Below are 12,711 nucleotides of genomic sequence, written 5' to 3' on the forward strand. Positions count from 1 at the left end.
TATGAGTTAAGAGTGAGAAAGAGTGCAGAACTAAGGGTTTCCACCTCACTGGCTTTATCGGAAGTAATTTTCAAAGTGGGGAACCTGGAAGTATAGATTCTTCCCTTTGTTACGGCTTTACGGAGAAACCCAACTCTGCACCCGATCTCACCCCAATGCAGCGGCTTCCCACCTTCCGATTACCAGTTCGCGAGCGGTTGCGGTAAGCTTGTCCACCGTTCATTAACACAAGAGCGTCTGCGGTATTCTCACTCATGCTTTACAAGCGTCAGGGTGCGGCTCAGATTTTCCCCGCAGAGTGGGAAATTATTGACTCGTGTTTCTTAACTCGTAACTCATAAACTGCTGTTTTAAGTAACTCACAACTCATTATTCAAACAATGGCTACACAAGAGCGTAAACCGCTACTTTTAGACTTTGAAAAGCCTCTAGCAGAATTAGCAAATCGAATTGAGCAGATTCGTAAACTTGCGGAAGAAAATGGTGTTGATGTAACGTCACAGATACATCAATTAGAAGCACGTGCTACGCAGTTACGTGAAGAAATTTTCAGCAGTCTTTCGCCTACACAGCGCCTACAAGTTGCTCGTCACCCGCGCCGCCCTAGTACTCTAGACTACGTCCAAGCAATTACTGATGAATGGATAGAATTACACGGAGATAGATGTGGTTCGGACGATCCAGCTTTAGTGGGTGGATTAGCTCGCTTGGGAAATCAACCTGTAGTAATTTTAGGTCATCAGAAAGGACGGGATACAAAAGATAATATCGCCCGTAACTTTGGTATGGCTTCTCCTGGGGGATATCGTAAAGCTTTACGATTGATGGAACATGCCAATAAATTTGGAATGCCTATCATCACTTTTATTGATACTCCCGGCGCTTTACCTACCGTGATCGCCGAACAACAAGGGCAAGGTGAAGCGATTGCTTACAACTTACGACAAATGTTTTCTTATGATGTACCAATTATCTGCACCGTAATCGGTGAAGGTGGTTCCGGTGGAGCGCTCGGGATTGGAATCGGCGATCGCGTCATGATGTTTGAACATGCCGTATACACCGTTGCAACACCTGAAGCCTGTGCGGCAATTTTGTGGAAAGACGCAGCTAAAGCTCCTCAAGCAACATCAGCTTTAAAAATTATTTCTCACGACTTGAAAAATTTAGGCATTATCGATCAAATATTAACAGAACCAATCGGTGGCGCTCATTCCAACCCCTTGCAAGCCGCGAAAACACTCAAAGGAGCGCTACAAGAAAATTTAGAAGTACTCAACAATTTAACATCTCAAGAAAGAAAAGAACTACGCTATCAAAGATTTCGTAAAATGGGAGTTTTCACCGAAGCCGCCCATTGATAACTTCGATATGACCAACAATTTCCGCAAAAAAAATGGGGCACCCCGTGGCAGGCTTTATACATGCCCCCTTCGTTTTTAAACATAGAGGCTCGCCCGTTTTGGATCGGAAACCCAGAACGGGAAGCCTGCCCCATTTTTTTAAGGTTTCATCTCGTGACTATTATCGACTGCGACAATGTTATAATTGCCTATGGCACTTAATAGTTCTTAACAATTATTTATGCCATAGGTATTCGTAGTTGGTGGTTGATTATTGGTTATACACAACAGCGCTTTAAAAGTAAATCAAGTACAAAACCTCTTAAAACTTATGGTGCAGGCATTCCTGCCCGTGTGGGCATACCTCACCCATCTGAAATATGCGGTAAATGCATCTAAGCCTTTTGTGGTTGGTTAACCAATATTTACCATTGAACTTTGATAATAATTACTAGGTCTTATTTTCCGTTTAAGACAAAAGATTGTCACGAACAGTTTTATTAAAAGATTCTTTTGCAAAGAAAGCATAGTATATCAGTTGTACGAGAATTTTTCTGTGTTTTCTGATTTGTATTGAATTCTTAGGATGTTTTAGTCTGAATTCACTCGAACTATATTTTGAAAAAACGGTATGAGCGAACTAAAAAAACGCGCTTTGATTACAGGCGCGAGCAGCGGTATTGGTAAACAAACAGCTTTGGCATTCGCATCTTCAGGTATAGACGTTGCGCTACTTGGTCGTTCGGAACAAAAGTTAGCAGCAGTAGAAAATGCCGTCAAAAAACACGGTGTAAATGCTAAAACTTATGTTGTGGATTTGGCAAATGTATCTCAAGTCCAAGAAAATATGCGTCAAATAGTCCTTGACTTTGGTAACATAGATATTCTTGTGAACAATGCTGGTATGGGTTATACCGCCACATTGAGTCAAACACCTTTATCCGACTGGCAGCAAGTAATCGATTTGAATCTTACAAGTGTATTTGAATGCATTAAGGGAATTTTACCCTCAATGCGCGAGCAAAACAGAGGCACAATAATTAATGTAGCTTCCATTGCTGGTAAGCAAGCATTTGCGAATTGGGGAGCTTACAGCGTTAGCAAAGCGGGCGTAATTGCTCTTTCTCAAGCACTTGCTCAAGAAGAACGCAACAACGGGATTCGCGTTACTGCGATTTGTCCAGGTGCAGTAAATACAGAAATTTGGGATACAAAAACTGTAAACGCCGACTTTGACCGCTCAAATATGCTTACACCAGAGATTGTTGCCCAGTCGATTCTTCACACTGTGTTGTTGCCAAAACAAGCAGTTGTGGATGAATTAACTTTAATGCCTAGCGCAGGAGTTTTATAAATTATCGGTTCTCAAATACCTTGTTTATCAGTCATCAGCAAGCTGTCACTTAAATAATTTGTAGTTGCAACTTTACACTCAGTATTTTCCAAAAGCTGATTTTTGTAATTATTTGGCTGCCAATTTTCTTATCCGTATTGAGAAAGTGGTGAAAAAGATAATTACGATAAAATCTACATTCTGAGCTAATTAATTCTGGAATTTATTGCGAATTAAAGTATTGCTGCGTCCTTATTTAACCTAATGTTCAACTGCTGCTTCGGTATTCTCGAAGATTAATTCAGGACATAAGAGACATTTAAAAATTACAAATTATTTGGTCACTGTCAACTGCTAACTGTTAAATTTTTTCATTTATCACTCAGAAAGCACCTAATTAAATTCAGACTGACATCATGACTATTGCTAGTTCCAACGGTTCCAATTATTCTCAATCTCCTCTGATTCCAAACTTAGAAGATGCTGTAAATCCCAGACCAGACCGAAATACTAAAGGTGGTTCCCAACCTAGTTTATATCCTCCCTCAGAGGAACAGATGGAGCAGATGAAGGATGCCGTAAGAACGATGCTTTTAGGAGTTGGAGAAGATCCAGAAAGAGAAGGATTACTCAAAACACCAAAGCGCGTAGCAGAAGCAATGCGGTTTCTTACGAGTGGCTACAGTCAATCTTTAGACGACTTAGTGAATGGTGCCATATTCGACGAAGGACACAACGAAATGGTGTTAGTCCGCGATATCAACTTCTTTAGTTTGTGCGAACATCATATGTTGCCATTCATGGGTAAAGCCCACGTTGCTTATATCCCCAATCAGAAAGTTGTTGGACTAAGCAAACTGGCTCGAATTGTAGAAATGTACTCTCGTCGCTTGCAAGTTCAAGAAAGGTTAAATCGACAAATTGCTGAAGCAATCCAAGAAATTCTCGACCCACAAGGTGTTGCAGTTGTCATGGAAGCTACACATATGTGCATGGCAATGCGGGGAGTGCAAAAACCAGGATCTTGGACTGTAACTAGTGCTATGTTAGGAGTTTTCGAGCAAGAACAGAAAACCCGCGAAGAATTTTTTAGTTTAATTCGTCACCAACCAGCCTTCTTTTAATAATTAATAATTGTGAATTGGGCATTGGGCATTGGGAATTGGGCATGGGGCATTGGGCATAGGGGATTGGGCATAGGGGATTGGGAATAATTATTTATTCTTCCCCCTCCCTCTCTCCCTCTTTCCCCCTCCCCCCTCTACCCCCTCTCTTTCCCGAGTTTCTCAAACAACTCACCAACTTTACCTAAATCCTTATCTCCAGGAGCTATTTCAACTCCACTTGATAAATCAATGCCATTGGGACTTACTTTATTTAAAGCTTCTAAAATATTTTGCGGTGTCAACCCACCGGCTAAAAACCAGGGGCAATCGGGATGAAATTTTTGCAAGGTATCCCAATTCAATGTTTTTCCGGTACCTCCTAATTGCTGGGGATGGTAGGCATCTAATAATAAGGTGTCTACATGTTTTGTATAGGTTTTTGCTTTATCAAAATCATCAGCATCCCTGATTCTTAGGGCTTTGATAATTTCTACGTTTGATAAAAGCTCCCGTAGCTGCTGACAAAATTCAAGTGATTCGTCTCCGTGGAGTTGTACCCCGGTTAATCCTGTTTCCGCAACAGTTTGAGCAATTTCTTCTTTGCTGGAGTTTGCGAAAACGCCGATTTTATCGATTTGTTGCGGCAACTGTTCGATTACCGCTTTAATTTGCTCCGGGGCGACGTACCTTGGCGACGAGGGTACGCAAATAAATCCTAATGCTGTCGCACCAAGAGAAGCAATGGTTTTACCCTGCTGTGGTTGAGTGATTCCGCAGATTTTTACTCGCATAACATTATGAATATTTGTAGCGAAACTTGAAAAAATTGTAAATTATTAAGACATATTGAGGATATCTTCTCATCAATTTTTATAATTTTGATGGCTTAGACATTTTGTCTCTTCATTCAGGAGAATAAAGTTTTGATTTCATCAATATTATTTGCAGTTCAACCAACAGTTCCCCCTACACCTAGTTGGAATCCTACTGTAGGAATAATTATTAGCGTTTGCTCTCTAATAATGGTTTTGTTGGCTCCCAAGGTTATTCGCTATCCTCAAGTAGGGCCTAAATTTCCCGGACCTATACCTTTGAGCGTACCAGCATTTGTTGGCGCTATGTGTTTGGGACACGCTATCGGTATCGGTATTGTTTTGGGATTGACTAACATCGGTCAATTGTAATAAGTAATTTTACTTGTGTTAAACGGTGTTTATAAAATAAATAAGATAGTAGGAAGATTTATAGCAGTATAGATTTGTTTTGAGGCAATTTGCTTCTCCTACAATAATTTTCTTGGTTATTTATAAACACGCTCTTAGGGATGGGGAGAATCTGAAAGTAGTGAGTAATTAAAAACAAGTTACCAGTAATGAGTTAGAAATAGCTACTTACTACTCGCTACTCACTCACAAGTCCTAATTCCTCATTCCTAAATCCTGCAACCGAACCGATTCGGGTATAGTTAACCGAATAATTCAACCAATTTTGTATAAGATTAATTGTTTATCATAAAAGCTAGAGTGGTTCAAAAGCAATGTTTTATTATTTGTATTTTGAGATAAAAGATTAAGTTTTATTGCATTTTGAACTAAAGCGAGAAAATAGGGTTTTAGGAAAAATTTTATGCAAACTAATTGGCGAGTCGGCTCTTTATTTGGAATTCCACTATATTTAGACCCTTTATGGTTTTTGATTTTAGGTTTAGCAACACTTAATTTTGGAGTATCTTATCAGGAATTAGGAAGCGCTCAAGCTTGGAGTATTGGGGTAATAATGGCGTTATTGCTGTTTGGCTCCGTAATTTTACATGAATTAGGTCATAGTTTAGTAGCGCAGAAGCAAGGAATTAAAGTTAATTCAATTACTTTATTTTTGTTTGGTGGAATCGCTGCTATTGAGGAAGAATCCAACACTCCCGGAGAGGCATTTCAAGTCGCGATCGCAGGTCCTTTGGTAAGTGTGGTGCTGTTCTTTTTACTACGATTTGCATCTGAAATTATCCCAGATACGATTGCTCTACACATGATGCTGGGTGATTTAGCAAGAATTAATTTAGTTTTAGCGTTATTTAATTTAATACCGGGCTTGCCTCTAGACGGAGGACAAGTTTTAAAATCAGCACTTTGGAAAGTTACGGGAAATCGTTATAAGGCAGTACGTTTAGCAGCAAGAGCAGGACAAATTTTAGGTTATGCTGCGATCGCGTTGGGTTTGGTAGTAGATTATTTAACGGGTGAGTTAGTTACGGGTTTATGGATTGCTTTGTTGGGTTGGTTTGCTATTCGCAACGCTACAACTTATCTGCGAGTTAGTATCTTACAAGAAAAGTTATTAGAAATAGTTGCTAAAGATGCAATGGCGAGGGAATTTCGCGTTGTTGATGCAGATAAAAGTTTGCGCTCTTTTGCTGACGAGTATTTATTAGCAAGTAACAAATCGCAAGTTTATTTTGCCGATAGAGATGGACGTTATCAGGGAATGGTTTGTCTGGATGATTTACGGGTTATCGAAAGAAGTTTGTGGGAAACTCAAACCGTGCAAAGTATAGTAAGTCCGTTGAATGAAATTCCCACGGTGGAAGAATCAACAAATTTAGTTGAAGTTATTACTAAACTAGAAAAAGAAAATTTGCAGCGCGTTACCGTACTTTCACCTGCTGGTGCTGTAGCAGGTTTAATTGATAGAGGAGATATTCTCCGCTCGTTGGCACAAAAAATAAACTTACGCATCAGCGATGCTGATATCAAAAGGGTGAAAGAGGAAGGAAGTTATCCACCAGGATTGCAGCTAGCAACAATCGCAAAATCTATTAAATAATTGTAGGGTGTGTGAGTAGGGTGTTGACTTTGATGGTTTTTGGCGAATTTTCCACTATCTTGATTTGTGTTGTTCTTAGTGGTGCATTTCGTCAATTCTTAGGAGTGTATAGAAAACATAAAAAGTTATTTTCTACCCCCTCTCCCCACTCTTCCCCTCCCCATTTTTAGCCATCAAAACTAATGAAAAGAAGTACTGGGAAGCAGTTAATTTTTTTATTATCAAATTAAACTATAAAAATTTTCAATCAAAGATTTTGAAGATAAATTCCTTATTCAGGTACAAATAATGGTATCGTATGAGGTCACGGCAGAAGAACGCTCTTATTTAAACTTATAAACATCATAAAAATGAATAATCAACATCAAATTTTAGTTTGTTCTAGTTGTGCGAGTATCTGGAAAGATGGAAAGCGGGTAGGCACTAGCGGCGGCGAAAAGTTATTAAAAGAAATCGAAGAAAAACATCAAGATTGGTTGCTATCAAAAGAATTTACGGTGAAATCTGTAGAATGCATGAGTGCTTGCAGCCATTCTTGTGCTGTAGCTTTTACCGCATCGGGTAAAATGACCTATTTATTCGGTGACTTGAATTACGATTCAGAAGCACTTTCCGAAACATCTTCCGCAGTGCTTGAATGTGCAAGTCTATATTACGAAAAACCAGATGGTAAGATGGCTTGGTCGGAACGTCCGCAATCTATGAAAAAAGGTGTTTTAGCAAGAATTCCGGCGACAGTTAACAGTGAGCAGTGAACAGTCACTAGTTATAAACTATTTCTACCCCCTCTACCCTCTCTTCCCCCTCTCCCCCTCTTTTCCCTCCGCCTTGTCTCCTAATCCTCTCCCCGGTTACACTTTACCTGTCTTTGCGGTGGCTGCTGCGAAGGCTGCTTTGATTAATTTACAAAGGTATTTAGATAGTTATCTAGATAATAATCTTGAAAAGATTGCAGAAAAATTATCGTCGATTTCTCTAGATTTACTCGATGGAAGTGCGGAAATTCCGATTGAGCAAGTTGCTGTTTTAGATAGCGATACTGCTTTGGGAATTACTTTGAGCAATCCTGGCGATAATTTAGATTTAACTAGAAATACTCCTATTTGGGCTTTGGTAAAATTCTTTCCCCGAAGAAATCCAATACAGGAACAAATACTAACTTTGGAAGCTGGAGAAGGTTTGGGTAAAACTGCGACGGGGGAAGCTGCGATTTACAGTTTTGCTCGTCGTTTGTTTGATGCTAATTTATTACCTTTAATTCCTGAAGATAAGACGTTAACCGTAAAAATTATTCTTCCTCAAGGAAGGGAATTAGCAAAACGTACTTCTAATGAAGCATTTGGAATCTTGGAAGGTTTGTCTTTGTTGGGAACTAGCGGTATTTCTCAACCGCTTTCTGCTGCCGTACATTTGGAAGAGTTTCGCGATGTTTTGCGAGAGAAGGTGAAAACTCATCGCAATCTAGTTTTTTGTATTGGTGCTAATGGTTACTCTGTTGCCGAAAGTTTGTCTATTCCGGAATCGACAATAGTTCCTACTGGTAATTGGTTGGGGGCTTTGCTGGTGGAAGCGGGATTGTATAAAGCAGAGTCAGTATTGTTGTTGGGATATCAGGGCAAGTTGATTAAGTTAGCGGGAGGAATTTTTAATACTTCCAGTCATATAGCTGATGCGAAGTTAGAAATTATTGCTGCTGCTGTGGTGGAAGTTGGGGGAAATATTGAAGCTGTAAGGGCTGTTTTAGGAGTTAAGACAGCGGATGCAGCTCATAAAAAGTTAATCGAATTGGGTTTAGCCGATCGAGTTTTTAGTAATTTGGCTGAAAAAATAAGTCGGAAAGCAGAAAGTTACGTGAAGAAGTATGCGGATGTGGAGATGAAGGTTGGAGTAGTTTTGTTTGATAGGAAGGGGGAAGTTATTTATGAGGGAATGGGAAATAAGGAATAAACGACGTAAGCGTTGAAGAATGCGACGCTTACCTTGCCGATCCCGTAATTTGTCAATCCACTGAGAAAACGGCTCATTACCGTCTTGGTTCGCGTATATAAAAACCTGTTTTGGCTGTATTTCTTTGCACGCCTTAAATATTGACTATTATACATATGCGAACTATTGTTCGCAAAAATTTTTGTAAGCAGGTTCAAACTCATAACTTTCTATAGAGTTGTTCAAACAATCGATTCTTTCTCGCGATATAAGACACGAATTAGTAATTAATGCAAATATATTGATTATGGATACAGCAAAAAAACTCGCGACTCTTAAACGAATTCGTAAATTTAGTCGGCTGATGGATACCGCTATCGGTATTCCCGGTACAAAGTTCCGCATTGGATTAGACCCAATCCTCGGTATAATTCCCGGTGCTGGAGATGTTATTAGCACAATCGTTTCTGGCTACATTATTTATCTGGCGACTCGTGTAGGTGTATCGAATGATAACCTCAAAAAAATGATTTTTAATGTTGGTTTGGAATTTGTTGTTGGTACGGTACCTTTATTAGGTGACGTATTTGACGCTTTTTACAAATCAAACATTCGTAATTTAGCTATTTTGGAAGATCATATTGTGGCAACTGAGCCGGAATTAGAAAAAGCTGATACAGAATTGTCAGCTAAAATCCCGGTAGCGTCGGTTTAAATAAACATATTCGATTGAATTATTTCAAAATTTTCTTTGTTTTCTCGGGTTCCTATGCTCTTGCTAGGAACCTATTTTAAAATCATTGCCTTTTTATTTATCTTGGAGGCAGAGCCTCCATTAATGCATTACAAGGTATAACCTTGTAACGAGTTATAGAGCTATCAAAAATATGCTTTCGGTTTACCGCACCGAAGTTTTTCTTATTAACCGAACATATTATTAACTATCTTTAATTGGTCGGTTTTCTTCATTTAATCAGTGATGTAAACCGAATTCACACTACCTTTTAGCTTGATTAATATAGTAATCAAGAAACGCAACTAAAACACACAACTCAAAATTAATTTGTTTTTTGGAGGTTAATTAATATGGCTTTAGTACGTTACAATCCTTGGCAAGAAATGAACGCTTTGCAAAGAAGTTTCAATCGTTTATTTGACGATATGCTTGCTAATGACGATTCGGATATTGGTAATCTTTCAAAAGTACCTGCGGCTGAGTTGTCGGAAACCGATGACGCTGTTACCTTGAAGTTGGAAGTTCCAGGTATGAATGCAAAAGACTTGGATATTCAAGTTACAGAGAAAGCGGTTTCTATTAGAGGAGAGCGCAAAGAAGAGAAAACAACTGAAGAAAACGGCACTAAAAGAAGTGAGTTCCGTTATGGTAAGTTTGAGCGCGTAATTCCTTTACCAACACGCATTCAAAATACTGATGTTAAAGCTGATTATAAAGATGGTATTTTGAATCTACATTTACCAAAGGCTCAAGAAGAAAAGAACAAAGTAGTTAAAGTTAACCTTGAGCAAACCGAAGCATAATGTAAACGTGGTAACAAAGTGTTCTGGGTAGTTGAATGATTAGCCCGGTTGCGTAAAAGCAACTGGGTTTTTTTATCATAATTTTAAAATATTCAAAATTAAGAATTAACTTATAGCTGCTATAGTAAAGCTTCTCTAAATCACAGCATTGTTTAAATTTAAATTAACTCTGAAATTATCAAATATTGGTAGAGGATGTTTTATAAACTTATCGCAGGTGTAAGTTATCTTACTTTTTCTTGCTTGCTTATCTCTTGTGGGGAAAGCGTAGACAGTTTTACGAGAAAAGACTGTCAAAACGGCATTGGATACGATGGTTATTTGAAAGGCTATTTTACAGCTAAGAATTATTTACAAAGAAAGCCAATCAATTTTAATAACGTATATGATTATTGTTATACACAGGGTTATATTGATGCTTCGTGAATAGAACTTGCTATAGAAATTGCTAAAAATATTAATTCTCGGTGGAACTCAAGAAGCTGTGGAGTTAGCAAAAAAAGCTGCTAATCTCCCTAATATAGAAGTAAAATTATCTCTTGCAGGTCGTACCAGTCAAGCTGTTACATCTAAAGATTCGCGTATCGGCGGTTTTGGTGGAATTGCAGGATTAATTGAATATTTGCAAGCAGAAAGAATTGATTTAATTATTGATGCAACACATCCTTTTGCAGCAAAAATCTCTCATCATGCAGCAACTGCGGCAGAAAGTTTGGGATTACCGCGATTAATGTTGATTCGTCCAGAATGGGAATTAGTTCCAGGGGATAAATGGATAGAAGTTGTAAATATCGAATCAGCACCGGAAACTTTACCGGATTTGGCAAAGCGAGTGTTTTTAACAATTGGTAGACAAGAATTAACTGCTTTTTCACAACTTGAAAATATCTGGTTTCTCATGCGAATGATTGAAAAACCGGCTTCAGATATTGTATTACCAAAAGGGTTACTTTTATTTAAACAAGGTCCCTTTGACAATGATTCAGAAAAACAGTTACTAGAAGAATATAAGATTGATACTGTTGTGAGTAAAAATAGTGGCGGCAGCGCAACCTATGCAAAAATTATTGCGGCGCGGGAGTTAGGAATAAAGGTTGTGATGATAAAACGCCCGATGCTTCCCCAGGGGGAATTAGTGGAAGATGTTGATAGTGTTTTGCAATGGATTAAGAGATTTTAGATATTAGATTCAAATAAGACTATTGTTACATCTTCATCATTCAATTCTTCGGCAATTATTGATGCGATAATATTCCAATCTCCCTTAGCTAATCCCGCAGAAATTTTTGGTAAACCGATTTTTTTACCCGAATAATTTTCTTTTAACCAACGCAGGAGATTTTTTCATTCTTTAACTACAGCCCATTGGGTAACAGGTAGCATCGGCTTCCATCCGAGAAATTTACCTACGGGTTGCGCTCTTTGTATGGCTATTCGAGTTAAACTTCCACCAACTTGATTGTGCCATTCTATTAATTTGGATTCGCTTTCTACTGTTACCGCATTTGCTACTAAACGTCCGCCCGTGCGTAATGCGTGCCAACAAGTATCAAATATTCCTTCTTCAGTTATGCCTCCGCCAATAAAAATTGCGTCGGGTGGCTGCAATCCTTTTAAAACTGTAGATGATTCACCGTGAATTATACGCAGATTTGGGGTGCCTAAACTTGCTGCATTATCGGCAATATAATTTAGTCGGGAGTAATTTTGTTCGATAGCGATCGCCCAACATCTAGGATGGGTTCGCATCCATTCTATGCTGATGGAGCCGCAGCCAGCGCCGATATCCCATAACATTTGTCCGGGGATGGGTGCAAGTGCGGCTAAGGTTATTGCTCGAACTTCACGTTTGGTGAGTTGTCCGTCGTGATGATAAGCTATGTCGGGTAAACCAGCTATTCTGGGAAGCTGTAAGATATCTGCATCGGCGATACATTCAATAGCAATTGTATTTAAAGTGCCAATTTTGGTAGTTTTCCATTCAGCAGCAATACCTTCAATTATCTGCTCGCGCTCTCCTCCCATGTATTCTAATACCGTGATTTTACTGTTGCCATAGCCTCTATCTACAAGGGTTTGCGCCACAATAGCTGGTGTATTTCTACCTTCGCTGAGAATAAGCAACCGCGCACCGGGATAAATTACTGGATGTAAAAGCGATATAGGGCGAGCCGCTAAAGTTAAAGTCTCTACCTCCTGTAAAGCCCATCCCAAACGCGAGCAAGCAAGACTAAAAGATGAAGGCGCGGGAATAATAGTTATTTCTGAAATGGGTATCCGCCTAGTAAGAGTAACGCCAATACCGAAACACATGGGGTCGCCGCTTGCTAATATACATACAGATTGCCCGCGATGCTGAATAATATTTTCTACAGAAGTGGCAATCGGAGAACTCCAAATTAACTTTTCCCGAGTATCATCTTCTGGAAGCATCGATAAATGACGCGAGCCTCCCACCAAAACTTCGGCTTTTTCCACGAGAGAACATGCTACCTGACTCAAACCAGGTAAACCATCCTCACCAATACCCACCACAGATAACCATTTGTGCATCAATACGCATTCGTTTATGTCGATTACATTATATTCCGAGTCGGTAATTGGTAATGGGTAATTGGTAATTGGTTATGGGTGGGTTGTTGAG

General features: G+C 39.2%; 13 protein-coding genes. 10 read left to right on the forward strand and 3 right to left on the reverse strand.

Going from position 1 to position 12,711, the window contains the following annotated elements; all coding sequences use genetic code 11:
• Nucleotides 1–109: 109 nt before the first annotated feature.
• Nucleotides 110–256 (reverse strand): hypothetical protein, encoded by a 147-nt coding sequence (locus RIV7116_RS35920; protein ID WP_157229298.1) that lies wholly within the window; start codon nt 254–256, stop codon nt 110–112.
• A gap of 124 nt (nt 257–380) precedes the next feature.
• On the opposite strand from RIV7116_RS35920, the gene RIV7116_RS18345 reads away from it, so the two are divergent.
• The 3 genes from RIV7116_RS18345 (at nt 381) to folE (ending at nt 3,800) form a co-directional block, all read left to right on the forward strand.
• A complete protein-coding gene (locus tag RIV7116_RS18345; protein WP_015119801.1) occupies nt 381–1,361 on the forward strand; it encodes an acetyl-CoA carboxylase carboxyltransferase subunit alpha in 981 nt (326 codons plus the stop codon).
• A 613-nt stretch (nt 1,362–1,974) separates the two neighbouring features.
• On the forward strand, nt 1,975–2,697 hold the full coding sequence (locus RIV7116_RS18350; protein WP_015119802.1) for an SDR family oxidoreductase: 723 nt from the start codon (nt 1,975–1,977) through the stop codon (nt 2,695–2,697).
• Nucleotides 2,698–3,092: 395 nt separating this feature from the next.
• Complete coding sequence (gene folE, locus RIV7116_RS18355) at nt 3,093–3,800, forward strand: GTP cyclohydrolase I FolE (protein WP_015119803.1); 708 nt, start codon at nt 3,093–3,095, stop codon at nt 3,798–3,800.
• Nucleotides 3,801–3,937: 137 nt separating this feature from the next.
• On the opposite strand, the gene RIV7116_RS18360 is transcribed toward folE, so the two are convergent.
• A complete protein-coding gene (locus tag RIV7116_RS18360) occupies nt 3,938–4,573 on the reverse strand; it encodes a phosphoribosylanthranilate isomerase (RefSeq protein ID WP_015119804.1) in 636 nt (211 codons plus the stop codon).
• A 132-nt stretch (nt 4,574–4,705) separates the two neighbouring features.
• Between RIV7116_RS18360 and psaK the strand changes: the two genes are divergently transcribed.
• The 7 genes from psaK (at nt 4,706) to RIV7116_RS18400 (ending at nt 11,247) form a co-directional block, all read left to right on the forward strand.
• Nucleotides 4,706–4,966: a photosystem I reaction center subunit PsaK gene (psaK, locus tag RIV7116_RS18365; protein ID WP_015119805.1), complete on the forward strand. Its 261-nt coding sequence runs from the start codon at nt 4,706–4,708 to the stop codon at nt 4,964–4,966.
• Between the two features lie 442 nt (nt 4,967–5,408).
• Nucleotides 5,409–6,602, forward strand: a complete 1,194-nt coding sequence (locus RIV7116_RS18370) for a site-2 protease family protein (protein ID WP_015119806.1) — start codon at nt 5,409–5,411, stop codon at nt 6,600–6,602.
• A gap of 350 nt (nt 6,603–6,952) precedes the next feature.
• Nucleotides 6,953–7,357, forward strand: a complete 405-nt coding sequence (locus RIV7116_RS18375; protein WP_015119807.1) for a DUF1636 domain-containing protein — start codon at nt 6,953–6,955, stop codon at nt 7,355–7,357.
• Between the two features lie 73 nt (nt 7,358–7,430).
• On the forward strand, nt 7,431–8,549 hold the full coding sequence (gene cbiD / locus RIV7116_RS18380; protein ID WP_044292025.1) for a cobalt-precorrin-5B (C(1))-methyltransferase CbiD: 1,119 nt from the start codon (nt 7,431–7,433) through the stop codon (nt 8,547–8,549).
• A 286-nt stretch (nt 8,550–8,835) separates the two neighbouring features.
• On the forward strand, nt 8,836–9,243 hold the full coding sequence (locus RIV7116_RS18385; protein WP_015119809.1) for a DUF4112 domain-containing protein: 408 nt from the start codon (nt 8,836–8,838) through the stop codon (nt 9,241–9,243).
• Nucleotides 9,244–9,614: 371 nt separating this feature from the next.
• Nucleotides 9,615–10,067 carry an Hsp20/alpha crystallin family protein gene (locus RIV7116_RS18390; protein WP_015119810.1) on the forward strand — a complete coding sequence of 151 codons (453 nt, stop codon included), beginning with the start codon at nt 9,615–9,617 and terminating at the stop codon, nt 10,065–10,067.
• A 445-nt stretch (nt 10,068–10,512) separates the two neighbouring features.
• A complete protein-coding gene (locus tag RIV7116_RS18400; protein ID WP_015119812.1) occupies nt 10,513–11,247 on the forward strand; it encodes a cobalt-precorrin-6A reductase in 735 nt (244 codons plus the stop codon).
• A gap of 164 nt (nt 11,248–11,411) precedes the next feature.
• Here the strand turns inward: RIV7116_RS18400 and RIV7116_RS18405 are convergent, their stop codons facing one another.
• On the reverse strand, nt 11,412–12,620 hold the full coding sequence (locus RIV7116_RS18405; RefSeq protein ID WP_015119813.1) for a bifunctional cobalt-precorrin-7 (C(5))-methyltransferase/cobalt-precorrin-6B (C(15))-methyltransferase: 1,209 nt from the start codon (nt 12,618–12,620) through the stop codon (nt 11,412–11,414).
• Nucleotides 12,621–12,711: the final 91 nt, after the last annotated feature.

Source organism: Rivularia sp. PCC 7116 (assembly GCF_000316665.1).
Taxonomy (GTDB): Bacteria; Cyanobacteriota; Cyanobacteriia; order Cyanobacteriales; family Nostocaceae; genus Rivularia.